Source organism: Peteryoungia rhizophila (assembly GCF_004912145.1).
Lineage (GTDB): Bacteria > Pseudomonadota > Alphaproteobacteria > Rhizobiales > Rhizobiaceae > Allorhizobium > Allorhizobium rhizophilum.
Window position 1 is genome coordinate 86,966 of the sequence record NZ_STGT01000004.1, and the last position, 22,520, is coordinate 109,485.

The following is a 22,520-nucleotide window of genomic DNA, read 5'->3' on the forward strand; positions in this document are numbered from 1 at the left end:
GCAGTGGGCACTTCTGGCCCACCAGTCTTTTCGATGCAGAAAGAGCTTCTGATCACATTCGACGCAGTTAAATGCTTTGACAATAAGACGATGGTTCTCTGGGCAAAGCCCCGTTCGAACCGCGTCTTGTCAGACATACACCGCAGACTACACGGTCACTTTGAGCCGCTGAGCTGTCACGAACGTTACCGCATTGGTCGCTGATTTCCTCACTGCTCCCTCGCGACTAGGGTGCCACAGTCTGCCAAACCAGCAGCAATCCAGTGGGCGGAAAGCCGAAGGCAAAGGTTCACCGTCAAATTTGACGTAGCAGATTTTGTCCAGTTTCCGCCGGTCGTGGTGCAACAAGAACTGCGATTGCGTTGAATGTCTGCTGCTGGCGCAAACAAGAACCGGTTTAACGGAATCGTCTCAAGGGAGTGCAGATAATGTCCCGTGAGCCATCAACTGTATATCAACGAGGCTGGCGAGTTTAGTCAGCTTGGCAAGCTCACTTACCGTCGCCTGTAGGGGCTCGCGTCCGATGACACAGAGCGCACCCACGCCATTCGTAAGCTTTATGCCTGCATAGAATCGAATACGGGGGCCGGATGTGACGAGGGGATTTTTCTGAAACCGGCTGTCCTTGGTTGCGTCCTCCACCACCATCAGATTTGGATTCTCGATCGTGTAGGCACAGAATGACTGACTGCGTGGTGTTTCCCTGGTGTCGAGACCAACGATTGTCTTGAACCATTGGCGATCTCGATCAATGAGGCTGACAGCTGCGATGCTGGCCCCTGGAAACAAGGTCAGTGCCTGTTCTGCAAGCTCGCGAAACTTGCGGTCCTCAGGGGTGTCCAGTATCCCCAGCTCCTGGACTCGCTTCAGTCTCTGCGCTTCCTGATCTGCGTCCATTCTCTTCGTCCTTTCATACGCTCTATCAAGTCGCGGCTCGATTTTTCGAGGCAAAAGCCGCTGTGCAAACTGAAGTGATACGGCCGAATTCATCGCCAGGAGGTTCTCAGTGGCACAACGACTGACACAGGTTTCCCGCCATGCAGTCGCTCTGTTAAGACCGGCTTGCCTTCGCGATCCTCATCTCCTACGCGAAACTCATTGATAAGTGCGGATAGTTCCGCTGCTGCGTTTCGCAGCCGAGCTGCAGCATCTGTGGCCTTGCTCAGCATTGCTGCATTCATCTGCGTCACTTGGTCCATGTGATTGACGGCAACATTGACCTCAGCGAGCCCCGTCGCCTGTTCCTGTGACGAGCGGGCCATTTCGGAAAGGACCGAGTCGATCTCCCCGACCTTGGCAGTGACAGCGTGGAGTGCCTCTCCAACTTCACCTACGAGCTTGACACCGCGCTTCACCTGATCAGAGCTGGAGGAGATGAGGGTCTTGATTTCCTTGGCTGCCTTTGCGGAACGCTGGGCGAGTTCACGCACCTCCTGCGCCACCACAGCAAAGCCCTTTCCAGCGTCTCCCGCGCGAGCGGCCTCGACGCCGGCGTTCAATGCCAGAAGGTTGGTCTGGAAGGCGATTTCATCGATCACACCGATAATCTGAGAGATCTGGTTCGAACTATCATCGATCTCAGCCATGACAGCAGCTGTTTGGCGCATGACCAATCCGGAACGCTCTGTTCCGCTTCTGGCACCAGAGGCAGCAAGAGCTGCCTCTAGAGCGCCTTCAGCACTTCGCTTAACGGTGGCAGTGATCTGATCCAGGGCTGCGGCCGTCTCCTCCAGGCTCGCGGCTTGCTGCTCGATCCGGCGGGACATGTCATCGGAAGATTGCGAAATCTCAGAAGTGCCAGAGGCCATCACTGAAGAACTCGATGCTACCTTTCGCATGGTGGCCTGGAGGCGCTCGACCGATGTGTTGTAATCCTGCCGTAGTCGCTCGAATGCAGGTTCGAACGTTTCGTTGAGGCGATATTCGAGATTGTTGTCTGCCAGAGCGGCCATACCGACAGCGACTTCGGATATTGCACGCACACGTCCTGTAATATCAGTTGCGAACTTCACAATCGAGGTGACGTCACCGTTGTGATCGAAAATGGGATTGTAGGACGCCTGTATCCAGATCTCACGTTTGCCTTTTCCGAAGCGGCGAAATTCTGCCGAGACATAGTCACCGGCTCGCAGCCTTTGCCAGAACGCGCGATACTCGTCGGATTGTGCCAAGTCGTCATCGACAAACATTCGGTGGTGTTTGCCCCTTATTTCGTCCAGCCGATATCCCAACAAGGAGAGGAAGTTTTCATTGGCGTCGATTATGTCGCCAGTCGGAGTGAACTCAATAACGCCTTGCACCCTGGAGACCGCTGCGAGCTTTGCCTCAAATGCCGCGTTCTTACGATGATCCTCAGTGGTATCGGTGGCAACCTTGACAACCCGGGTGACCTTACCGCGAGAGTTGACTATCGGATTGTAGGAAGCCTGGATCCAAACAGCTCGTCCGCCCTTGGCCAGGCGGCGATACTCTTTCTGGTCAAACTCACCCTTCCTGAGGCTCGCCCAAAATTCGGTGTATTCGGCGGACTTTGCGTAGTCAGCATCCACAAACATGCTGTGGTGCTTGCCGACAATCTCGGATGGGGTGTATCCCATCGCCTTGCAGAAGCAGTCATTCGCCCAAAGAATTGTCCCGTCGGGATTGAATTCGATAATCGCGAGTGATTTGTCGAGGGCCTTGAGCAAGGCAGCGGCTTTGCTGTTAAACAAGCTGAACGAGCTTTGCATTGAAATATTAGCCTTGATTGATCCCATCGCCGACGGCGCAGGGCATACGTTAGGCGTCTATTGTTTACGTGGGATTAAGAGACAATATTTAATATTAGCGGCTTGTGCATGATGGGGCGTCAAAAATCAGTGCGGATTTTACGTGAAAACGCCGGTCCGATCAGGGCCTGCATGGGCGAGTCTCATCGGTTGGTGCGGAGAATGTCTGGTGATGTCTTTCTCATTGCCTCGGGACAGAGACAACAGGCAGATGGGGTTTATCCTGGGCCTTGGTCATCCAGCGTAGCTTGCACATTTTAAGGTATCCAGACTGCACACCCTATTGGCTCTAAAACGGCCGCGTTCCGCCAAGTCATTTCAGGTTTAATTGTGTCGCCTTTTGGCGCTTCTACGCCATGACGGCAGTCTGCCAGAAGCGGACTTCATGGTAGAGGACGCCCCTCCGGATCATGATCTGTCGTGGGACAACGATGGGACGCGGCAACAGGACGACGAGATCGACCGCGTCGTGGAGAAATTCGTTGTTGATTTCGGTTTACCGCTGCGGATCGGTAGTTTCCTTTCGCCCACACTGCTTTAGGTTGCGCTGCATTCATCAGCGCTAGGAGCTTTGCATGAAGTACACATACGTTGCGCTGACCGCCGCGATACTCGCGTCGACACCCGCTATTGCCGCCGACTTCAGTAGCTTTGAAGCCGAAACTGAGGCTGTATCCAACACGATCAAATGCCCACTGCCCAAGGTGACGAAAATCTCTGGCATGCCCGATCTATGGGGATGCATCCTGCCGGGTGCCGAGGTTGTGAAGGTGTTCGTCAACGCGGCCGACGGCGGCCGCGTCGAAAACGTCAAGATCATGTGGAATGATTGGACCCGTGACACTGGCTACGGCCTCCACACAGACAAGGCGATGGCCGAGGCATGGGTGACGGCGCTCGCGACCCGCTATGTGTCGACGCAGGTGCAGGAAGTGCTAACCGCTTTCAGAGGAACATCTACGGTGACGATCAAGGGCGAAGGCGTCAGCCTCAAATACACCTACTTCAAAGGACCTGCGATCGACGAAAGGTTGATTACCGTAACAGCGCCATGAGCTTAAAACGCAATTACAGAAAATTTGAAGCAATCAGAATCGCCTAAAGTGGCTGCGATATGTCTGCTATTGGCGCTGAGCGGCAGCCGCCTCTCGGCCTGAAGCGGACCTGTCAGATGCGCGGCTTGGACGCTGCGTCGCGATCGGAATCACCTGAATTTGGTTCACCTTTCGGTTCGATCAGGAGAACCTTGACTTCATTCTTGGCTCGAGGGCGATGCACAACCCCTTTGGGGACCACAAACAGTTCGCCAGCTTTGACGGTGTGAGGCGACTGTCCTTCGATATCCATTTCCATTTCACCTTCGAGGACGTAGAAGAAGTCGTCAGTAGTGTCATGTTTGTGGAAAGGATACTCACCAATGAACCTGACCACCATCACGTCATTTTCGTTGTAGTCTGCGATGACGTGCGGGTCCCAGTGGCTTGAGAACTGGTTGAGTTTTTCATCAAGATTGATTGTTTTCATCTGTGTTTCCTGATTGTTCGACCGCTAAGGAGAAGCGAAATTTCAGCTAGCGCTAGCCGCGAACGTGTCGTGACACAGGAGATCACGCCCGGTCTTGAACGATTGTGCACGGGAGACTGGGTCCGTCATGCCCCTTTTCAAGTTGGAATCCAGCGCATCGAAGCGTTCTTTTCAGGCGAAGCATATGCTCCTCATCGACATGACACTTACTCGATCGGTTACACGATCGTTGGCGTCCAGAGCTTTGACTACCGCGGAACACGTTTGGACAGTACGCCTGGGCGCGTGATCGTATTGCATCCTGACGAAATTCATAATGGCGAGGCAGGCACCGAGCAGGGCTTCCACTACCGCATGATTTATATTGAACCATCTATGATCAGAGAGGCGTTATGCCGACCAGCCAGTGCGCTCCCATTCGTGAGAGATGCTGTGTTAGACGACCCGAGGCTGTTGAAGATCGTACATTCCGCGCTTTCCGAAATGGACGCAGTCATGGAGCCGATTGCACTCGATGGCATAACGGCTCATTTGACAGATAGTTTGCTGGCAAATGATGCCTCTACGATCGGCTCCGCCCGCAATCTGATCGACACCAGGGCCGTAGGCCTCGCACGGGAGTATCTTCAGGCCAATATTTGCAGGACCGTGGCCTCACGTGAGCTTGAACTCGTTACAGGACAGGATCGCTACGAACTCGCCCGCCAATTCCGCACAGCTTACGGCACAAGCCCTTATCGGTATCTAACGATGCGCCGTCTCGATAAGGTGCGTTTCGATATCGCGCGAGGCCTGACTTTAGCCGACGCAGCCATTAACGCCGGGTTTAGCGATCAGGCTCACATGACCCGCCGGTTCAAAGCAAACTTCGGTTTGTCACCTGGTAGTTGGCAGCGCTTGGTTCGAAGCTCAGCTTGAACCAGCACGATCAGCGCAAAGGAATTCGTCCAATACGCCTTGCCAGGGTCTGATGCGGGGGAAACAGTTATTTCCGCTTCTGGCGCGTTCTCGCCACGGCAGCATTTTGCTTCCAGCTGGAAGTTTCGCCTGTTACGATTAGCGGCCTCGACGGAATGACTGCCTTGATTCCTTTGCAGAATCTGAAAAGCCCGGAGGCTTGTTCCTCAACCAGGTGACGAATGTCCGTATCGCAGGGTCTTCCAGGATGGTTTCGATCGTGGAAAACTTCTTGGCGAGTTGCGCATCGGTAAAGATCGAATGTATCTGGTCGTGGCAGATACGGTGCAGGCGGACGATTTTCTTTCCACCCTTGCTCTTGGGAACAAGATGATGCTCGTCTCCCTGCTCCTCCGGGATGACGCGCTCGCACATCGGACAGAACACCGGCTCTGGTGTAGGGTCGTCCCATGAAGCTTGCTCATCTCTGTTCTTGCGGGCCAACGCTCGATCCTTCCTAGTGCAGACCCCGGATGCTGTTCCCGAGGATGGTTGCTAGTGTCAACACGTGCACGCCAGTAGCACGAAACCATCAGAACCGTAGGGCTTCTTTTAACGCGAAAGACCACCGGCTATTGCCGAAGGTTAAGAGCCTATAGCTCGATCTGCTCCGCAATCTAAGGGCGTCGTTGACTTCGACGCCAAGGTGGCGGACGGTGCTTTCTAGCTTGGAATAGCCGAGCAGAACCTGGACCGCTCGAGGGTTACACGTTTTTTTTGTAAATCTGGGCCGCCTTGGTTCTCCTCCATGCGTGAGTGCCGTAGGCGTTGGTGTCGAAGCCCGCTTGATGTGACCCAACGATGGACAATCTGAAGCATACTGCCTTGTCGACAGATGCTGCGACGTCTTCCTGCTGCTCGGAAACAGAGAGCTGCTGCCGTTCTTCGAACAAAGGGGCGCCACGCCGCGAGCGCGATCTTGGTCTGCTCGCTAACCACGAACTGCACGGGCCGCTCGTCTCTTCTGGATGATGGTGGCCCGGTCGCGGATCGAACTACCGGACCATACATCCTCGACCCTCAGCTTTACGAGGTAACAAGCGCGAAGCTCGCTGTCGATCGCAAGGTTGAAGAGCGCCAGTACCCGGATTGCGCCGCCCATCACAAGCCGAACGCGGATCGACCACACGTTCTTTAACTGCAGCGGGCGCTTCAGGCCGACGAGGCTTCCCTTGTTCCGTGGATCGATTACGCAGTACGGCGGTGTCCATGCCAAAGGCTCCGCCACTCCTCCCACCGCATCGCCTTCGTCAGGCAGACAAGTCACAGCATGTTTCGTCGCGGCCGCCCGCGGCCATTTGTGCAGCGAAGGGAACTACAGCGGCCTCCCGTGCACCCGCCCCCTACCCGTGCTACAAACCGTCATGGCGCTCCTTACCCTTGCTGTTTCCGGCTACCGTTCACTTCGCAGTCTCGTTCTCCCGCTTGAACGATTGAACGTTGTCACGGGTGCGAATGGCAGTGGGAAGTCCAGCCTTTATCGTTCATTGCGCCTCCTTGCGGATGTCGCCCAGGGTCAAGCGATTGCATCACTCGCCGCTGAAGGAGGCTTGCGGTCGACGATGTGGGCGGGTGGCTCAGGCTATTCAACCGCCATGCGCTCAGGGCGGTCGCCGATGCAGGGAAATATCGGGCGTGGTCCTGTCTCGCTCCGCCTCGGATTCGCGTCGGAGGACTACGGCTATGCCATCGATTTGGGTCTCCCCGTTCCCGGACCCGGCGCTAGCCGGGAGGAGGCTTCTCTTTTCGGTGACGATCCGGTCGTGAAGGCAGAGGCCGTCTGGGCGGGAGAGAGGCTGTCGAGGCACAGCACCATCGCTCGACGGGGTAACGCATCAGTCTTGGTGCAGGATGCGAGTGGTCGCCTGCGACCCGTCGTGATCGACCTCGCTCCGTTCGAGACCATGATGGTGCGCGCGGCCGACCCGACCAACGCGGTGGAACTGCTCTTTCTGCGTGAGCGTATGAAAGCATGGCGCTTCTACGACCACTTCCGCATTGATCGAGACGCTCCATCGCGCATGCCCCGGATCGGCACGCGCACGGTCGCTCTGGCATCAGATGGCTCCGATCTGGCTCCCGCCGTTCAGACAGTCCGCGAGATCGGCAATGGACCAGCTTTCGACGGAGCGATCGAGGATGCCTTTCCTAGATCATCGATTGAGATCGATGTCGCAAATGGCTTTTTTCGTCTCTCGATGCGCCAAAGTGGGCTTCACCGTCCTCTTGACGCATCCGAACTTTCGGACGGAACATTGCGTTATATTGCACTGGCCACGGCACTCCACACGCCACGCCCACCAGAGCTGATGGTGCTGAATGAACCGGAAGGCAGCCTGCATCCAAGCTTGCTTGAACCGCTCGCACGCATGATTGCAGCGGCAAGCGAGCGCAGTCAGGTCATCGTCGTCAGCCATGCCAAAGCGCTCGTCGATGCGCTCGCCAACCATGGCGCGCAGATGCTGGCATTGGAGAAGGAGAACGGCGAAACGATTGTGGCAAACATCGAAATTCCAGCATGGGTATGGCCGGAACGTTGATCCGGATGCTCAGCCGCCCTTCGCGCGAGCCAACGTAGCCAATTCAGGATCAAACCGGCGTGTCTCGGCGCGGGCGGCACACAAGGCCGTGACCGGCTCAAACCGGTCATTGGCGACCGTATCCCAACGGGCAGCTTCGCGCCTTCATTTCGGTAGCTCGGGCGGTCGTCGAAAGTGCTTACCGAAACCGGACATCCTGGCCCAACTTGGGCCCGCTGTTTCTAGCGTCCAGCATTTGCGGAAAGCAGCCCGCGAAGGACGAGGTCGAGATGTCGCTCCAGAAACTCGTCGCGGTCGCCAGGTGACTGGGCACCAAAGATCTTGCCTCCGATTGCCAGGATGGCGATCGGGGCCACGATCATGCGTGGATCAATTTCGTCGGCGGGCACACGCAACTCACCCCTCGCTTCGGCGCGCTTTAGTATGCCCTTCATCGTCGTCATCCCCTTCGCCAAAGCGATCTCTCGATACAGAGCAATCAGGTCTGGAAAGCGGTCTCCTTCGCCGATCAGGATTCGTAGGAGCACCCCGGCATCGCCATCGATCATCTGGCCATAGATCCGCCCGAGCACGAGTCTGAAAAGTTCTTCCGTAGATCCTGTGAAGGAAGATGTGAGTTCGCTGACACCTTCCATCGTCGAGACCATCCGATCCTTAAGCGCCGCCTCGAACAGGCTCTCCTTCGACGAAAAGTACAGGTAGACGGTTCCCTTGGCGATGCCTGCACGCTTGGCGACGTCCTCCAGTCTCGTTGCCGCAAACCCGCGTTCTGCAAACAGCGCCAAACCCGCCTCAAGGATCTCTGACGGGCGCGCGTCTTTACGCCTCTGACGTTTCTGCTCGGGCTGATCCGTTTGCATCTTGCAGTCTTTCTCCGTTTGCCATATTAATGACCCATGGGTCATTAAATTGAAAGCCTGTCACGGATGGAAACCGAAACCTCGCTGTCTGCGCTTCCTATGCCGCGAGCCGGCCTCGTTGAAGAGGCAAGCTTTGGCCAATCAAGATTGTCGCTGCAAGGCTTCACCATCCGCGTCGTCGTTGTCCTGCTTATCTTCGTCGTTGGGGCATTTCTAGGCGCATATCGTGGTCTGCCGTTCTTCTCTGGATCGCCCGGCATCGACGGGATAACCAATCCGGCAGCCACACTGGATCCTCAATCAGCGTCAGCGACGAATAATGAGGGAGCTTCCAGCCAAAGTGAAAGCTCGGTTGTCGCTCTTGGCCGGCTGCAGCCAAAGGGGAAGACGATCACCGTCGCTTCTCCCTCTGGCGCCTCGGATGCCAGGATTGCATCCCTGCTCCTTGACGAAGGTGACCGGGTTACAACGGGTCAGACGGTGGCCGAGCTCGACAGTCTGCCGTCCTTGCAGCTTGCGGTCGCAAGCGCCCTCGTCAACATCTCCGCCAAAGAGGCCGCACTCGCCCAGGCCCGAGCAACGGTTGCCGTGAACCTGGCGGAGGCCAAGGCAAGCCGCGATAGGGCGCTTGCCGCTGTCCAGCTTGCGAGGCAGGCATTGGAACGAGAACGCAGCCTAAGCCAGGGTGGCGCCTCGTCACGATCCACTCTCCAATCCGCGGAGGCAAGTCTGGCGCAATCGATGAGCGATCTTGCCAAGGCGGATGCCTCAATTGTTCGATATCAGTCTGCAGCTGGAACGCTGCAGCCCGATATAGCAGTGGCGGAGCGAAACCTGGATCTCGCTAAGGCCGAACTTGCGGCTGCGCGGGACAACCTGGGCAAAGGCGTGGTTATCAGTCCGATTTCGGGGACGGTGATCGCAATCAACAGCCGTCCGGGAGAGCGTCCAGCTTCTGCAGGGATTATGACCCTCGGGGATACGGGTCACATGCAGGTCGAGCTTGAGGTGTATCAAACCGATATCAGACGGATCGCAACTGGACAGACGGTCTCGATCTCCAGTCCCGCGCTGTCTCAGGATTTGGAAGGCTCGGTGACCTTGATCGGTCATGAAGTCGAACAGCAAACGGTGCTTTCCGCTGACCCGGCAGCCAACACGGACGCCCGGGTGGTCCGCGTGACGGCTGATCTTGATTTTCGCTCCAGCTCGTTGGCCGCCAGACTGACCGGGCTCGAAGTCGTCGGTCGCGTCGCGGTAGGCAAAGATCATGAGTAGGCTGCTGTCACTTCTCTTCGGGCGGCTGCCGATCGGTTGGCTTCAGCTCAGACATAATCGTGGACGTCTGGCTGCCGCACTGGCCGGTGTCGCCTTCGCCACCATGCTCGTCTTCGTTCAGTTGGGCATCATGGGCGCGCTCAACGGGACCATCCGCACATCCTATAGCCCGTTCACAGCTGACATCATCATCTCATCGAATGACGCAAACACATTGACCGACGGATCTCCGCTGGCGCGGCGAACCCTCTATCGTGTCCTGGCAGAAGAGGGTGTTGTTGCTGCGGCGCCACTCTATGTTGGCAAGCTCGACTGGCGGCGTCCGGATGGGTCTGTGGCCAGCCTCCAGGTAATAGGACTGCCGATCGAGGTGGAGCAATTTGCGGGTCCGCAAGTCGCTCCTCTTTTGAGGAACCTCGCCGTCGCAGACACGGCGTTGATTGATCGGCAGACGCGCGGTGTAGATGCGGCCTCTCTCTCTGACATCAGCCCCTCAGAGCCGCTCCAATTCGAAGTGAATGACCGCAGGATCAATGCCATCGGGACAGTCTCCATTGGTGGTGGCTTTTCTGCCGATGGCGTCATGGTTGTGTCGGACCAGACCTTTCTCAGTCTGTTCGCGAACCGGATCAGCGGGACACCTTCGCATCTTCTGCTGAAGGTCAGCGATCCCGAGCAAGCGCAGGCGCTGGCGCGGCACCTGCAAAACAGGTTTGCCGGAGAGCCTATTGAGGTCCAAATACTTGATGAGATGATCGCAAAGGACGTTCGCTATCAGACGACCCAGCGCCCCACAGGTGTCATCTTCGGATTTGGGGTGTTCATGGGGGTCCTTGTTGGCATTGTGATCGTCTATCAGGTGCTGTCGACCGATGTCGCCGATCACCTGCGCGAATACGCGACCTTGAAGGCCGTTGGCTATGCGCACCGCTTCTTTCTCAGCATCGTCTTCGAGGAGGCACTGGTGCTCGCGGTCATGGGATTTATACCGGGTATTATCCTGGCCATTGGCATCTACCAAGTGATGTCTCAGGCAACGGGTCTCCCTGTGCTGATGTCACCGGAACGGGCGCTCATGGTTTTTTCAGGCACGCTTGCTGCCTCCACCCTTTCTGGCGCGCTTGCTGCCAGACGTCTCAAGGGCGCTGATCCTGCGGACTTGTTTTGATGAGCGACTATCCGATCTCCGTTCGCAATCTCAATCACTGGTTCGGCCGCGGCGAAGCGAGGAAACAGGCAATTTTCGACCTGTCCCTCGATATTGCTCCCGGGAGCTTGACTGTAATGGTCGGGCCGTCGGGGTCCGGCAAGACCACCGTTCTCACGCTGATGGGATGCCTGCGGCAGGTCGAGGACGGCTCTGTTCAACTTCTTGGCCACGAACTTCGTGGTGCCGACGAACCAACACTGGAGGCGCTTCGTCGGAACTTGGGTTTCATCTTTCAGGCGCATAATCTTCACGAAAGCCTCACCGCGCGCCAGAATGTGATGATGGGATTACAAGTCCACGGCACGGGAGATGAGAGCCTTCGCAACCAAGCCGTAGAGCACATGCTAGAGCTGATTGGTCTCGGGCATCGGCTGGATTATCTGCCTGGAAATTTGTCGGGTGGTCAAAAGCAACGTGTGGCAATTGCGCGTGCCCTGATCGGTGGGCCACGTGTGGTGTTCGCCGACGAACCGACTGCGGCGCTCGACAAGGATAGCGGCCATCAGGTCGTCGCCATGCTGAAGGCCCTGGGGCGAGAGCGCGGGACAACGACCGTCATGGTGACGCATGACAGCCGCATCCTCGATATGGCGGACAGGGTCATAACGCTCGAAGACGGTCGGCTGGTGAGAGATCAAGGCGCTGTGGTTGGCATGTCCGATCAATTAAACAATTCTTGATGCCATCAAGTAACCGGAACAAGACCGCTTCGCGCCGTCACAACAGTCGTCGCGCCCACTATTTACAGCACCACAGAGTACTGCTGTTTCGCCTTCGAGCCTTTCGCACCAGCTGGTTGTTTCGCGATGATGAAGGGCGAGAAGAAAGCGTACCGATCGCTGGCGACATCACGCTTGCGCCAGCCGGCTCGCTGCATTCAGCCGCCCTCTTGGGAATGGGGCCTGCCTTGCTGCCAAACTGGCTCGTGGACGACGCAATTGCGATGGGGCGCCTGGTGGACGTATTCCCCTGTCACTTGGTCACCGCAACCACTTTTGAAACAGCGGCCTGGCTGGTTTATTCAAGCAGATCCTATTTGCCGAGCAAAGTCAGGGTTTCCGCGGATTTCCTCAAGGAGAATCTGAGGAACCTTAACCTCGCGCAATAAGAAGATCGTGAACGCAACGTCAGCTCGACCGCTGCGGAAGTTGAGCTCTTTGGAATGGCCGCATGTCCTCTTATCCATCCCCCACTTCAGTTGCCGACAGTCCGCTCCGCGGCCCCGAAGCGGTCATTGGCGGCCGGATGCCAAGATGCAGCTATACGCCTTCATCCGGTGGGTCTTCGCACAATTGGCGAGTGCAAAAGCAACCATACGGCTATAGTTCGAGAAACCGAGAGCGAAGCTGTCAAGGGCTGCAGTGCTCGTGGAACGCACTAGGTTCGGACCGTTTCTCTTTATGGCTGAAGCTCCGCATCACTCGAGCCATCCCTGATGATCTCACTGATTTCGCCGAGATAGGCGGATGGAGAGAGGTCTAGGCGAGTGTCGGCCAGTTCGACACTTTTCAGTGCGTTCCCCATCGTATCGGCGAAAGGCGTTCCGCGTGTGGATGTTTCCTGTGCGGCCTCGTAGAGAAGGTGATGGGCCTTGTGGCGTCCGATCATCGGGGATAGCTGCATCATGGCCGCTTCAGACATGATCAGCCCCTGAGTGAGCTCAAGATTGCGAGCCATGGCCGCCTCGTTCACCTGAAGACCGCCGAGGACGCGCTCTGCGGCGTCTGCGATCGAAGCAGCCAGGATCGCCATCTCGCTGACGACTATGTCGGACACGTTCGTGGCGGATGAATCGCCCTCGTCCATGCGCACCATGCTCGACAGGATCAGCGGCATGCGCGCGTCGAGAAGCCGGCAGAGGCTGACGAGGACGAGGGCTGCGGAGGGGTTTCGCTTCTGGGCCATGGTCGAGCTTCCGACCTTGCCCATATGGAAGGCTTCCTCCACCTCGCCGATTTCGGTCCTCTGCATGAAGACGATGTCGCCGGCAATCTTCTGCAGTGTGCCGGCCAGAACGGCAAACCCGGCAAGGTAGTCCGCCACTCGGTCGAAGGACGAACGCACGGGTAGCCTTGCCGGCGCAAGGCCGAGCAGTCGTGCGGCCGCTTCTTCCACGGCTCGGCCCTTGCCGCCCATGGCGGCGAAGGTGCCGATCGCGCCGCCGAGATAGGTGAGGAAAGCACCATCCGCTCGCGCCACGAGGCGCTCCCGGCCGCGCCGCAGTTCCGCATGCCAGGCGGCCGCTTTGAAACCGAATGTCATCGGCAGGGCGTGCTGACCATGGGTACGGCCGGCTTGAAGCGTTGCCTTGTGCTGATGGGCAAGCCGGCCGACATGGTCCTCGCACCTTTGCAGAGTGCTGGTCAGATGCGCATGGGTCTGCCTCAACTGCAGTGCGATGGCCGTGTCGAAGATGTTTTGGGTCGTCGCGCCCCAATGAATGAAACCGGCCGCCGGTTCGCCGCAGCGTTCTTCCAACTGTTTGAGCACAGGCACGAAGGGATGTTGCGTGAAGGCGATTTCTTGGCTCAGGCGATCGTGATCGAAACCCTCGGCGCGGCAGCAGGTCACTATACGGTCTGCGGCTTCCTGCGGGATTATCTGGAGCTCGGCTTGGGCGCGCGCCAGCGCCGCTTCCACATCCAGCCATGCCTGCAGCGTTGCATTGTCCGACCAGATTTCAATCGCAGCCGGACTGAACCAATGCCGGGTGATGAAAGACGTGAACATGCCGACACTCATGCGGGACCTCAACGGAATGGCTGTGCGTAACGATGGTGGCGCCCGACATGGGTCAGGCGCCACGGGATTTTCATCTCACTCGACAACGACTTTGGCGCTATCAATGACACCCTTGTAGATTTTTCCCTGCTGGGCCACGAAATCCTTGAACGCCGACGCGGAAAGGGGGGCGGCGAGGAAACCGACGTCGGCGTAGCGCTTCTCCACCTCGGGGTTCACCAGGGCATCGCTGATCGCCTTGTCGACGGCGGCGATAAAATCGGCCTGCGAACCTGCCTTGGCGAAGATGCCCTGCCACAGCGGCAAGGCCAGTCCGTCCATGCCGGGAATCTCGGTCAGCGTCGGCACATCCGGCGCCTGCGGTGCGCGCTCGTTTCCGGAAACGGCGAGAATGCGGATCTTGTTCTCCTTCGCCAGCGGCAATGCCGTCGACAGGGTCAGCACGGCAGAATTCAGCACACCAGCTAAAAGGTCGTTGGTCACCTGTGCTCCGCCGCGATAGGGGGCATGCAGCAGCTTGACACCTGCGCGCTGCGAGATGATCTCGCCCAGAAGATGCTGGGCGGAGCCGATGCCCGGCGAGCCGTAGCTGATGCTTTCCGGGGTGGCCTTCGCGGCAGCCAGAAGCGCGGCCATGTCTTGGTATTCGGACTGCGCCGGAACTACCACCGCCATCGAAGTGGTCGTTGTGCGACCGACGGCAATCGTGTCCGTCTCCCAGTTGGCACCCACCTTGTCATTGGTCATCGGCACGGCAACCGTGTCGAAGCCGCCATAGTAGAGCGTATTGCCGTCGGCGGCGCCGTTGATCAGCTTCTGCAGCGCAATCATGCCACTCGCACCCGTCGCATTTTCGACGATGACCGTGCGGCCGATGCGGCTGGAGATCTCGGGCGCAATGATGCGGGCAGCAAGATCCGCGCTGCCGCCGGCCGAATAGCCAACCAGCAATGTCAGCGGCGCATCGGATTGTGCCAGAGCTACCGGCGCGGCAACCGGAGCCGAGACCCCGAGCACAAGGGCCACGCCTGCCAGCGCATTTCCTATCCTGTGAAACATGTGAATTCCTCCTCCAATTGATACATATTGTATTTGTTCAGCCTAGTATTGGCTTCCTACATTTGTTAGATTTTATAAGAATGTCAGGCAATGTTATTTTGACCCTTTCGCCGAAATACATTCTTGATGATACAATTTGTATTGTGATAGGAGGCCGATATGGAGAAGATCGGGAAGCTGCAGGACTATCTGAAGTCGCTGGCCACAACGGCGCAGCGGGGAGACCGGCTGCCGACGGTTCGCAGCCTCATGCGCGATTTTAAGATGTCGCAGCCGGGGGTACAGCGTGCGCTCCAGGCGCTGAAGGAAGAAGGGCTCGTCGACGCACAGGTCGGGCGCGGCACTTTTTTTCTTGGCGGCAGTGCCGGACACGGGGCGGCAAACATGCGCAGCCTGCCGCAGAAGGGCCGAAGCGTGATCCTGCTGCGACGACCGAGCGCCACGCAACGGGCGCGCCTCGTCATGGATCGGCTGCAGGCCATGGTCGCAGACGGCGGCGATATGACCTTGGAGGTCGGCTATAGCGATGCCGATCATGCGCGCCGTGTGCTGCAGTCTCTGCCGCGTTTCGATGCCTGTGTCATCCAGAATTCCTTCGAGCAGATGCCGGTCGAAATGCTGGCGGCGCTTCGTCGCAAGTCGGACAATGTGATCGTCGATGGCGCCTGGCTGGTCGGCACGGATGTCGACGCCGTGGGCTTCGAATGGGGCCGGCCTGTCGAACGGGCGGTCCGCTTGCTGTCGGCAGGCGGTCATCAGCGTATCAACTACATCACGACAGCAAACTCTTTTCTCGCCAATGAACTTGGCCTGCATCGCTACCGGCAGATGCGGGAGGAAGCTCCCCGTGGCACGCAATTGCGTGCGCCGGACCTGCTGCCCTCTCTGCCATCGCGCGAATTCGAACTGGCGGTGCTGGAGCGGCTGGCGACCATTGCCCGCGAACCCGGCGGTGAGCGTCGCGGCATTCTCGTCTGGGGCGTGGAGAGCGGACAGCGACTGCGCGCCGGCCTGCATGCGCGCGGCATCCGGGTGCCGGAGGATATCTCCATCGTCCTTCTGGGCCGTAGCGACGTTGAGACCGAGCGGGACGGCTTCTTCCACCTGATCGGGTACAGCGCTCAGGAACAGGCCGAGGCGCTTTATGCGCGTCTGAAAAGCCGGTGGAGCGACCCGCACGCGCCCTACGGACTGACATTGATCACCATGCACGAGGTCGAGGGGCGCTCGGTGCTTCCGGCGGCGCCTGCCGCTCCGGAAGGTTCGTCGAGCCCGACCGAGGAAAGACCGGGAGGATAGGATGGCACTGAGAATAAGGTCGCAGAAGGAGTTTGGCAGCGCGCTGCTCTATGGGGCGCTCGGCATAGCCGGCTTCGTGATCGCAGGCGAATATGGTTTCGGCACGGCCGGCCGTATGGGGCCTGGATATTTCCCAAGGGTCATTTCCGGCCTTCTCATTCTGGTCGCTCTCGTATCGCTGCTGCGCAGCCTGCGACGGGACGGCGATCCGATTGGCCCGGTTAACTGGAAAGGGCTGCTGCTGGTCACGGCGTCTGTTTGCCTGTTCGGCCTTTTGCTGACCGGGGCAGGACTGCCGCTGGCTCTAATCGTGCTTTTGCTGGTGTCGGCACTGGCGAGCGAGTATTTCGCCCTGTCGGCGCGCGCGCTCGCCGCTCTCGTGGCGTTGGTTGCAGTCTGCACGCTGGTCTTTGTCGAAGGGCTGGGCGTGCCCATGCCCGCGGTCGGAAGCTGGCTTTCCCCCCTGTTCCCCTCCTGAGGACCCCGCCATGGACATGCTGTCGAATCTCTGGATGGGGCTCACCGTCGCCTCGTCGATCACCAATCTCGGCTATTGCCTTCTCGGCGTCTTTCTGGGCACTGCCATCGGCGTTCTGCCGGGCCTTGGCCCGGTGGCCACGATCGCCATGCTCCTGCCGCTGACCTTTGGCCTGCCGCCCGAAACGGCGCTGATCATGTTGGCGGGCATCTATTACGGGGCTCAGTATGGCGGCTCCACCACCGCCATTCTCGTCAATCTGCCGGGCGAGCCGTCTTCCGTAGTAACCGCCCTTGATGGCTACCAGATGGCCCGTCAGGGCCATGCGGGACGGGCACTCTCGACTGCCGCCATCGGCTCCTTCATTGCCGGAACGATCTCGACGCTGTTGATCGCACTCTTTGCGCCGGCGCTGGCGGTGGTCGCGCTGCAGTTCGGCCCGGCGGAATACTTCGCCCTGATGGTGCTCGGCCTGATCGCCTCCATCGTCATGGCGTCTGGCTCGCTGCTGCAGGCATTCGGTATGATCCTCACCGGATTGCTGCTCGGCATGGTCGGCACTGACGTCAATTCTGCCGTTCCGCGCTTCACCTTCGACGTGCCCATGCTCTCCGATGGCATCAATTTCGTCGTCCTCGCCATGGGCATCTTCGGATTGGGCGAGATTGTCGCCAATCTGGAGGCAGAGGGAGAGCGCACGGTAATCACCCGCAAGGTGACCAATCTCATGCCCACACGCGAGGACTGGCGCCGCATCATCGGCCCGATCGCCCGCGGCACGGCCCTTGGCTCTGTGCTGGGCATCCTGCCCGGCGGCGGAGCGGCGCTCGCCTCCTTTGGCTCCTATTCGCTGGAAAAGCGTCTTTCGAAAGAGCCGGAACGCTTCGGCAAGGGCGCGATCGAAGGGGTGGCCGGTCCGGAATCGGCCAACAATGCCGGGGCGCAGACCTCGTTCATCCCGATGCTGACGCTCGGCCTTCCGTCGAACTCCGTCATGGCGCTGATGATCGGCGCCATGCTGATCCAGGGCATCCAGCCGGGGCCTTCCGTGATGACGGAACAACCGACCCTGTTTTGGGGCTTGATTGCCTCAATGTGGATCGGCAATCTGATGTTGCTCGTACTGAACCTGCCACTGATCGGACTCTGGGTCCGGATGATCGCCATTCCCTATCATTTCCTGTTCCCAACCATCATCGCGCTCTGTGCCATCGGCGTCTTCAGCGTCAACAACAGCCTGTTCGATGTCTATGCCATGGCCCTGTTTGGCGTGGTTGGCTATTCCTTCCGCAAGTTGGAGGTCGAGCCGGCACCGATGCTGCTCGCCTTCATCCTGGGGCCGATGATGGAAGAATTTCTGCGCCGCACACTTCTGTTCTCCAAGGGCGACCCAAGCGTCTTCTTCACCCGGCCTCTGAGCGCAGGCCTACTCTTGGTTGCGGCGATCATGCTGCTGCTGGTTGTTCTGCCATCTGTTAGAAAGAAGCGCGAAGAGGCGTTCCAAGAAGGGTGATGGAGAAAGAAAGAAGCGTCAGTGCGGAAAATGCTATGCTGCCACACGCCATCGCGAACCTTAGGCTCGGCCATTTCGAGGAGAACTGCCGAAACGCCACCGATGAACAGCGATATCTGGTTCTTGAAGATCAGCCAGGAGACAGAAGCCGCCTCCACCAGAGCCGGTTCGCCCTTTGGCAATGAGAAGTCGATCGACGGCCCCGCCTTGGCAAAAAGGTTGCCTGCGGCGGGATCCAATCGATGAAGCACGAAGCCCTGTAGAGCTAACGGTCGTGCAGTGGGGCGTGAGCGCATATGCATCCCGGGGCAGTGTCGGTGCATGCCTTTTGTTCCATGTTGTGTATTCCAGTCCTTCTTTCCGAGCATGTGCTTGTGTCACGACGCTGGGCGCGCCCTCTGCCCGCAGTGAAAGATGTCTCTCGACCTGAAGCCCCCATAGATGGGCCGCCGGGGAACGCATGAATGCGGCCAGCGGCCCATGTGGAACGATGCTGCATGAGACTGGTCCGTTTCTTCGGGCGTTCTCTTTCGAAGCAATTCTGCCGTTGGGCTCGACGATAAAATTCGTTCGCGCCACGCCGCTCTTGACGACCCATAGCTCAGTGGCTATGGATTAATCATAACCCAAGAGCTATAAGTAAATGTCCGACCCGAACATTCTGTTCAAAACGCTGGGCGACTCCACGCGACGCGCCATCTTCGAAACTCTGTGCCGCGACGGAGAACAGACCGTGGCCGCCTTGACGTCGCGGGCGGGGATCTCGCAGCCGGGCGTTTCCAAGCATCTGGCAGTGCTTAAACGGGCAGGACTGGTCTGCGACCGGCACGAGGGAAGACAGACGCACTATAGCGCCCGGACGGACGCACTCGACCCTCTGATCGACTGGACGAGCCAGATGAGAAGCTTCTGGAGCAAGCGTTTCGATGATCTTGATGACTTGCTGAACAGGATGGACCAATGACCGTGACGCCGTCGGTGATCAAGACCGTGATCGTAGAGCGCGAGTTCGCCCACACGCCTGAGAAGGTGTGGCGGGCACTGACTCAGCCTCATTTGATCTCGGAATGGCTTATGAAGAACGATTTTGCTCCTGTTGTCGGCCACAGCTTCAACCTCCAAGGCGAGTGGGGCGGAGTGCTGGATTGCGAGGTGCTGGTCGTCGAGCAGCTAAAGACGCTCTCCTACAGCTGGAACCTGAAACATGACGATCCGGCGTTTGATTTGCGCAGCGTTGTGACCTTCTCGATCTCGCCCACCGCGACGGGCACGCTTCTGCGAATGGAGCAGTCCGGTTTCAGGCCGGATCAAAGGCAGGCGTTCGGAGGGGCCAGAGCAGGATGGCCGCAATTCCTCACAAAGCTTGAGCAGGTCCTGGCAGAACGGACCTGACGCTAGAGAAGTCGATACCAGAAGAAGGAGCCCTGGAGCATGTTGAAGGTTTGGATTCGCCAGTCGCACCGTTGGCTTTCAATGGCATTCACGATGGCTGTCATCGCGAATTTTATCGCTATGGCACTGGTAGAGCCTCCGGCGTGGATCGTCTACGCGCCCCTGCCCCCGCTCTTTCTCCTGATGTTGACCGGCCTCTACATGTTCGTGTCGCCATATATCACACGGCAGCGAGGGACGGCGCGCAGCTGACTTGGCAGGCCGGTCACTCCAGCGTCAACGATCTCCGGTTGAGACGCTTTGCGGAGCAGATATGATCACAGACATTGAGGACTATTTCGAGAAGGGATGTGGGCGCTGCGAGCGTTTCGACACGTCTGACTGTTCGGTTCGGCGATGGACCGCCGGGCTTCAGGACCTGCGGCGGATCTGTGTCTCGGAAGAACTCGTGGAAACGGTCAAATGGGGCCACCCCTGCTACATGAGTGGTAGCCGCAACATTGTCATCTTCGGCGCATTCCGCGAGGATTATCGCCTCGCTTTCTTCAACGCGGCGCTGATGCAAGACCCTGGCAGAATCTTTCAAAAGCAGGGACCGAACACGCGCCACCCAGACATGATCCGTTTCACCGAGAACGCGCAACCGTCCGAGATGGCGACCGTCATCCGTTCATATCTGAGAGAAGCGATCGGATATGCCAAGTCCGGATTGAAGCCGCCAAAGGAGCATTTCGAGATCGAGATGCCCGCAGAGTTGACGGATGCCCTGGATTGCGACCCTGAACTCGCAGAAGCCTTCACTCGCCTGACGCCGGGGCGTCAGAAGAGTTACCTGATCAATCTCAACGCGACAAAAACCCGCACACCCGAACTTCGCGCATAATGAAGTTTCGCGCTCATATCATCGCTGGGAAAGGCGCGACGGAACGGTGACCTTTAAAGGCGGCAAAGCTTCACGCCGCCACCTGGGCCGACAAGATGAACACGTCGATCTGCAGCGCAGCATCACCACATGCGTCTGTTCCTACAGCCGTCTCGGCTGACGCGATGACCGCCAGTGGCGCTTCTGCACCATGACGGCCGTTGGCCCGAAACGGACAATTCGATCTGAAGCGCTGAAGCTAGCAACGATCGGAAGACACTGGCCCTTGACAGTAGCGCAAGCCAGACCATCGTCTGGGTCCACATGACGATAAATGCAGCAAATTCTACGCCTTCATCAATGGCTCAGTTAGCTATTTCGAGTGTCACGGTGACCGATCCTGGGCGGTCAAAGATCGAGACATCGCCCGTGACCTGCCCCAGGATGATGATACCGGGGGACGGGACGCGACCGTTGCGATAGTAGATCACGAAATCTCGGCCACTCCACAGGCCGAGCGTGCCGACCGAGAAGTCCCGTTGCCGTATGATTTCAGGCAGGGCAGAGGGAAGATTTCCCGTCTTTTCCTGGCGGAGATGATCGGACATCTCGATCGTCAGCGGCAGCATCCGGGCGAGCGATCTGCCCGCTTCGTTGTCGGTGAGGGTTGCGGTGACGTCACCCCATTCGGAGGAAATTCGGATTTTCTCTTGAGCCATAGCCGGTCCAGTCAATCCTAGTGTGACGACAGCAAGGGCCAATATTGTCTTGCGCATGTGTTCGTCTCCGTTGCAGTTTGCGGCGAACGAGTGGAGCAGAGTTACCCCACAGTCATCCGCGTCGAGCCTACTCTGCAGTGCCCTTGGCATAGTCTTCGTCGGACACCTTCTCCATCCAGGTGACAGAACTTCCGTCGAGCGCCTCGGCTACGGCGAAATGCGCCATCGGCTCGCTGCTGGAGGCGCCGTGCCAGTGCCGGATCAAAGGTGGGATCCAGACCACGTCTCCCGGACCGACCTCTTGTACCGGTTCGCCATCCTTCTGGACCCAGCCGCGTCCGCTGACGATGAACAGGGTCTGCCCCAGTGGATGTGTGTGCCAGGCCGTGCGGGCACCAGCGGGGAAAGATACCGTCGCACCGCCAATGCGTGCAGGTGCTTCGGCTTGATAGCGGCCAGAGATCTGGACGCTTCCTGTGAAGTATTCCGCCGGAGCGGGCGCGGTGCCGGTTCCTGCGCGCGTGATCTCAAGATCCGTCTTGGCTGCGTTCACCTGAGTTCCTTTTCTGTTTTCGAGAACCTGCTTGAGGACAGGCACGGCGGACATGGCGCGCGGCCAGCCGGCGTAAAAAGCGACCTGTGCCAGTACTTCTGAAGCTTCTGACGGCGTCAAGCCGCTGTCCATGGCGCGGTTGGCATGGAAAGGGAGTTGTTCCGGCTGACCTACCGCGATCAGTGCGGCCATCGTCACGAGGCTTCTGTCCCGAGCGACAAGCTCGGGTCGCTGCCACAGGTCGCCGAACAGAACGCGATTGGTGAGATCGGCCAATGCCGCCGCCGTGGGAGCCACGGTCTTGTCGATGGTTGCGGCGCGAGCGGCCTCGGCCTCGGCCTCGAACGCGACCCGAGCGGACTCGCTGTGGCCGATAGGTGCAATGCCGCGCTCGTCGAACACCGTCTTCACCTCGCTCACCGCAGAGATCGCGTTAGGCCAGCCTGAATAAAAGGCGAGATGGGTAATCAATTCCCCGATCTCCGCAGGCTTCACGCCGTTGTCCATTGCGCGGCTCACATGCGCCGCAATCTGCGCGGTTTTTCCGGTGGACACGATCGCCGAGAGGGTGGCCAGGCTACGGTCGCGAGGCGCAAGTTCGGTTCGTTCCCAGACTTCAGCGAACAGCACGTCATCGGTGAAATGGCCAAGCCCCGGCGCAACGGAGTAGACGGCCGGTGGAGCGAACCTGCGGCGGTCTTCCTGCGCCTCCACACCTGTCGCGGCGATAGCAGAGAGGGCAATGCTTGCGGCAATGGTCTTCATC

Annotated in this window: 25 protein-coding genes and 2 pseudogenes; 16 read left to right on the forward strand and 11 right to left on the reverse strand. The window is 58.6% G+C overall.

The features are described 5' to 3' along the window. Positions 1-411: 411 nt before the first annotated feature. Entirely contained in the window at positions 412-897 is a 486-nt protein-coding gene (locus tag E9677_RS16415; protein WP_136559164.1) for a GAF domain-containing protein, read from the reverse strand. 89 nt (positions 898-986) lie between these two features. Further along, on the reverse strand, positions 987-2,729 hold the full coding sequence (locus E9677_RS16420; protein ID WP_136559165.1) for a methyl-accepting chemotaxis protein: 1,743 nt from the start codon (positions 2,727-2,729) through the stop codon (positions 987-989). A gap of 614 nt (positions 2,730-3,343) precedes the next feature. Between E9677_RS16420 and E9677_RS16425 the strand changes: the two genes are divergently transcribed. Further along, positions 3,344-3,823 carry a hypothetical protein gene (locus tag E9677_RS16425; protein WP_136559166.1) on the forward strand — a complete coding sequence of 160 codons (480 nt, stop codon included), beginning with the start codon at positions 3,344-3,346 and terminating at the stop codon, positions 3,821-3,823. A 112-nt stretch (positions 3,824-3,935) separates the two neighbouring features. Here the strand turns inward: E9677_RS16425 and E9677_RS16430 are convergent, their stop codons facing one another. Then, positions 3,936-4,292, reverse strand: coding sequence for a cupin domain-containing protein (locus tag E9677_RS16430; protein ID WP_136559167.1), 357 nt, complete (start codon positions 4,290-4,292; stop codon positions 3,936-3,938). A gap of 69 nt (positions 4,293-4,361) precedes the next feature. Between E9677_RS16430 and E9677_RS16435 the strand changes: the two genes are divergently transcribed. Continuing rightward, positions 4,362-5,210 (forward strand): AraC family transcriptional regulator, encoded by an 849-nt coding sequence (locus E9677_RS16435; protein WP_235882993.1) that lies wholly within the window; start codon positions 4,362-4,364, stop codon positions 5,208-5,210. Between the two features lie 138 nt (positions 5,211-5,348). Here the strand turns inward: E9677_RS16435 and E9677_RS16440 are convergent, their stop codons facing one another. Further along, a complete protein-coding gene (locus tag E9677_RS16440; protein WP_136559168.1) occupies positions 5,349-5,693 on the reverse strand; it encodes an HNH endonuclease in 345 nt (114 codons plus the stop codon). A gap of 487 nt (positions 5,694-6,180) precedes the next feature. Next, the gene (locus E9677_RS25810) at positions 6,181-6,465 is read right to left on the reverse strand and encodes a site-specific integrase (RefSeq protein ID WP_328591181.1); all 285 of its coding nucleotides are present in this window, start codon (positions 6,463-6,465) and stop codon (positions 6,181-6,183) included. Between the two features lie 148 nt (positions 6,466-6,613). Between E9677_RS25810 and E9677_RS25910 the strand changes: the two are divergent. Both E9677_RS25910 and E9677_RS16450 read left to right on the forward strand, forming a co-directional pair. After that, positions 6,614-6,778: pseudogene (locus E9677_RS25910) on the forward strand (AAA family ATPase); the annotation flags it as partial. Between the two features lie 87 nt (positions 6,779-6,865). Next, positions 6,866-7,789: an AAA family ATPase gene (locus tag E9677_RS16450; protein ID WP_408014749.1), complete on the forward strand. Its 924-nt coding sequence runs from the start codon at positions 6,866-6,868 to the stop codon at positions 7,787-7,789. Between the two features lie 221 nt (positions 7,790-8,010). On the opposite strand, the gene E9677_RS16455 is transcribed toward E9677_RS16450, so the two are convergent. Next, positions 8,011-8,649, reverse strand: a complete 639-nt coding sequence (locus E9677_RS16455; protein ID WP_168801240.1) for a TetR/AcrR family transcriptional regulator — start codon at positions 8,647-8,649, stop codon at positions 8,011-8,013. 147 nt (positions 8,650-8,796) lie between these two features. On the opposite strand from E9677_RS16455, the gene E9677_RS16460 reads away from it, so the two are divergent. Genes E9677_RS16460 through E9677_RS16475 form a run of 4 tightly spaced genes read left to right on the forward strand, consistent with a single transcriptional unit; the run spans position 8,797 to position 12,245 of the window. Beyond that, positions 8,797-9,927 (forward strand): efflux RND transporter periplasmic adaptor subunit, encoded by a 1,131-nt coding sequence (locus E9677_RS16460; RefSeq protein WP_168801241.1) that lies wholly within the window; start codon positions 8,797-8,799, stop codon positions 9,925-9,927. Beyond that, positions 9,920-11,095 carry an ABC transporter permease DevC gene (gene devC, locus E9677_RS16465; protein WP_136559171.1) on the forward strand — a complete coding sequence of 392 codons (1,176 nt, stop codon included), beginning with the start codon at positions 9,920-9,922 and terminating at the stop codon, positions 11,093-11,095. The genes E9677_RS16460 and devC overlap by 8 nt, the downstream gene beginning before the upstream one ends. Continuing rightward, positions 11,095-11,817 carry an ATP-binding cassette domain-containing protein gene (locus E9677_RS16470; RefSeq protein WP_136559172.1) on the forward strand — a complete coding sequence of 241 codons (723 nt, stop codon included), beginning with the start codon at positions 11,095-11,097 and terminating at the stop codon, positions 11,815-11,817. Before devC ends, E9677_RS16470 begins: the two co-directional genes overlap by 1 nt. Beyond that, positions 11,817-12,245, forward strand: coding sequence for a LysR substrate-binding domain-containing protein (locus E9677_RS16475; RefSeq protein ID WP_136559173.1), 429 nt, complete (start codon positions 11,817-11,819; stop codon positions 12,243-12,245). Before E9677_RS16470 ends, E9677_RS16475 begins: the two co-directional genes overlap by 1 nt. Before the next feature lie 290 nt (positions 12,246-12,535). Here E9677_RS16475 and E9677_RS16480 read toward each other — a convergent pair whose 3' ends face one another. Together E9677_RS16480 and E9677_RS16485 are read right to left on the reverse strand one after the other, a co-directional pair. Beyond that, positions 12,536-13,867: a class-II fumarase/aspartase family protein gene (locus tag E9677_RS16480; RefSeq protein ID WP_235882994.1), complete on the reverse strand. Its 1,332-nt coding sequence runs from the start codon at positions 13,865-13,867 to the stop codon at positions 12,536-12,538. Positions 13,868-13,954: 87 nt separating this feature from the next. Next, entirely contained in the window at positions 13,955-14,938 is a 984-nt protein-coding gene (locus tag E9677_RS16485) for a tripartite tricarboxylate transporter substrate binding protein (RefSeq protein ID WP_136559175.1), read from the reverse strand. Positions 14,939-15,097: 159 nt separating this feature from the next. On the opposite strand from E9677_RS16485, the gene E9677_RS16490 reads away from it, so the two are divergent. The 3 genes from E9677_RS16490 to E9677_RS16500 are packed head-to-tail and all read left to right on the forward strand — an operon-like array spanning position 15,098 to position 18,228. Further along, positions 15,098-16,237 (forward strand): GntR family transcriptional regulator, encoded by a 1,140-nt coding sequence (locus E9677_RS16490; RefSeq protein ID WP_136559176.1) that lies wholly within the window; start codon positions 15,098-15,100, stop codon positions 16,235-16,237. A gap of 1 nt (position 16,238) precedes the next feature. Next, positions 16,239-16,715 (forward strand): tripartite tricarboxylate transporter TctB family protein, encoded by a 477-nt coding sequence (locus E9677_RS16495; RefSeq protein ID WP_136559177.1) that lies wholly within the window; start codon positions 16,239-16,241, stop codon positions 16,713-16,715. Between the two features lie 10 nt (positions 16,716-16,725). Beyond that, entirely contained in the window at positions 16,726-18,228 is a 1,503-nt protein-coding gene (locus tag E9677_RS16500; RefSeq protein WP_136559178.1) for a tripartite tricarboxylate transporter permease, read from the forward strand. A gap of 71 nt (positions 18,229-18,299) precedes the next feature. On the opposite strand, the pseudogene E9677_RS25915 reads toward E9677_RS16500, so the two are convergent. Then, a pseudogene (locus E9677_RS25915) lies at positions 18,300-18,359 on the reverse strand (hypothetical protein); the annotation flags it as partial. On the opposite strand from E9677_RS25915, the gene E9677_RS25230 reads away from it, so the two are divergent. The 5 genes from E9677_RS25230 to E9677_RS16520 all read left to right on the forward strand — a co-directional run bounded on the left by E9677_RS25230 (position 18,331) and on the right by E9677_RS16520 (position 20,503). After that, a complete protein-coding gene (locus E9677_RS25230) occupies positions 18,331-18,474 on the forward strand; it encodes a hypothetical protein (RefSeq protein WP_168801242.1) in 144 nt (47 codons plus the stop codon). The pseudogene E9677_RS25915 and the gene E9677_RS25230 sit on opposite strands and share 29 nt — an antisense overlap. 397 nt (positions 18,475-18,871) lie before the next feature. Further along, entirely contained in the window at positions 18,872-19,192 is a 321-nt protein-coding gene (locus E9677_RS16505) for an ArsR/SmtB family transcription factor (RefSeq protein WP_136559179.1), read from the forward strand. Next, positions 19,189-19,620, forward strand: a complete 432-nt coding sequence (locus tag E9677_RS16510) for an SRPBCC family protein (protein ID WP_136559180.1) — start codon at positions 19,189-19,191, stop codon at positions 19,618-19,620. Before E9677_RS16505 ends, E9677_RS16510 begins: the two co-directional genes overlap by 4 nt. A 39-nt stretch (positions 19,621-19,659) precedes the next feature. Next, complete coding sequence (locus E9677_RS16515; RefSeq protein WP_136559181.1) at positions 19,660-19,872, forward strand: hypothetical protein; 213 nt, start codon at positions 19,660-19,662, stop codon at positions 19,870-19,872. Positions 19,873-19,933: 61 nt separating this feature from the next. After that, on the forward strand, positions 19,934-20,503 hold the full coding sequence (locus E9677_RS16520) for a YdeI/OmpD-associated family protein (RefSeq protein ID WP_235882995.1): 570 nt from the start codon (positions 19,934-19,936) through the stop codon (positions 20,501-20,503). Positions 20,504-20,847: 344 nt separating this feature from the next. Here the strand turns inward: E9677_RS16520 and E9677_RS16525 are convergent, their stop codons facing one another. Together E9677_RS16525 and E9677_RS16530 are read right to left on the reverse strand one after the other, a co-directional pair. Further along, positions 20,848-21,201, reverse strand: a complete 354-nt coding sequence (locus tag E9677_RS16525) for a cyclophilin-like fold protein (protein ID WP_235882996.1) — start codon at positions 21,199-21,201, stop codon at positions 20,848-20,850. Positions 21,202-21,328: 127 nt separating this feature from the next. Continuing rightward, complete coding sequence (locus E9677_RS16530; RefSeq protein ID WP_136559183.1) at positions 21,329-22,519, reverse strand: (R)-mandelonitrile lyase; 1,191 nt, start codon at positions 22,517-22,519, stop codon at positions 21,329-21,331. Position 22,520 lies beyond the last annotated feature (1 nt).

What these genes read in the sequence shown, in the direction of transcription:
- E9677_RS16415 (WP_136559164.1), bottom strand. Translation starts at nt 897, where the DNA reads ATGGACGCAGATCAGGAAGCGCAGAGACTGAAGCGAGTCCAGGAGCTG.
- E9677_RS16420 (WP_136559165.1), bottom strand. Translation starts at nt 2,729, where the DNA reads ATGCAAAGCTCGTTCAGCTTGTTTAACAGCAAAGCCGCTGCCTTGCTC.
- E9677_RS16425 (WP_136559166.1), top strand. Translation starts at nt 3,344, where the DNA reads ATGAAGTACACATACGTTGCGCTGACCGCCGCGATACTCGCGTCGACA.
- E9677_RS16430 (WP_136559167.1), bottom strand. Translation starts at nt 4,292, where the DNA reads ATGAAAACAATCAATCTTGATGAAAAACTCAACCAGTTCTCAAGCCAC.
- E9677_RS16450 (WP_408014749.1), top strand. Translation starts at nt 6,866, where the DNA reads ATGCAGGGAAATATCGGGCGTGGTCCTGTCTCGCTCCGCCTCGGATTC.
- E9677_RS16455 (WP_168801240.1), bottom strand. Translation starts at nt 8,649, where the DNA reads ATGCAAACGGATCAGCCCGAGCAGAAACGTCAGAGGCGTAAAGACGCG.
- devC (WP_136559171.1), top strand. Translation starts at nt 9,920, where the DNA reads ATGAGTAGGCTGCTGTCACTTCTCTTCGGGCGGCTGCCGATCGGTTGG.
- E9677_RS16470 (WP_136559172.1), top strand. Translation starts at nt 11,095, where the DNA reads ATGAGCGACTATCCGATCTCCGTTCGCAATCTCAATCACTGGTTCGGC.
- E9677_RS16475 (WP_136559173.1), top strand. Translation starts at nt 11,817, where the DNA reads ATGCCATCAAGTAACCGGAACAAGACCGCTTCGCGCCGTCACAACAGT.
- E9677_RS16480 (WP_235882994.1), bottom strand. Translation starts at nt 13,867, where the DNA reads ATGTTCACGTCTTTCATCACCCGGCATTGGTTCAGTCCGGCTGCGATT.
- E9677_RS16485 (WP_136559175.1), bottom strand. Translation starts at nt 14,938, where the DNA reads ATGTTTCACAGGATAGGAAATGCGCTGGCAGGCGTGGCCCTTGTGCTC.
- E9677_RS16490 (WP_136559176.1), top strand. Translation starts at nt 15,098, where the DNA reads ATGGAGAAGATCGGGAAGCTGCAGGACTATCTGAAGTCGCTGGCCACA.
- E9677_RS16495 (WP_136559177.1), top strand. Translation starts at nt 16,239, where the DNA reads ATGGCACTGAGAATAAGGTCGCAGAAGGAGTTTGGCAGCGCGCTGCTC.
- E9677_RS16500 (WP_136559178.1), top strand. Translation starts at nt 16,726, where the DNA reads ATGGACATGCTGTCGAATCTCTGGATGGGGCTCACCGTCGCCTCGTCG.
- E9677_RS25230 (WP_168801242.1), top strand. Translation starts at nt 18,331, where the DNA reads ATGAACAGCGATATCTGGTTCTTGAAGATCAGCCAGGAGACAGAAGCC.
- E9677_RS16505 (WP_136559179.1), top strand. Translation starts at nt 18,872, where the DNA reads ATGTCCGACCCGAACATTCTGTTCAAAACGCTGGGCGACTCCACGCGA.
- E9677_RS16510 (WP_136559180.1), top strand. Translation starts at nt 19,189, where the DNA reads ATGACCGTGACGCCGTCGGTGATCAAGACCGTGATCGTAGAGCGCGAG.
- E9677_RS16515 (WP_136559181.1), top strand. Translation starts at nt 19,660, where the DNA reads ATGTTGAAGGTTTGGATTCGCCAGTCGCACCGTTGGCTTTCAATGGCA.
- E9677_RS16520 (WP_235882995.1), top strand. Translation starts at nt 19,934, where the DNA reads ATGATCACAGACATTGAGGACTATTTCGAGAAGGGATGTGGGCGCTGC.
- E9677_RS16525 (WP_235882996.1), bottom strand. Translation starts at nt 21,201, where the DNA reads ATGGCTCAAGAGAAAATCCGAATTTCCTCCGAATGGGGTGACGTCACC.
- E9677_RS16530 (WP_136559183.1), bottom strand. Translation starts at nt 22,519, where the DNA reads ATGAAGACCATTGCCGCAAGCATTGCCCTCTCTGCTATCGCCGCGACA.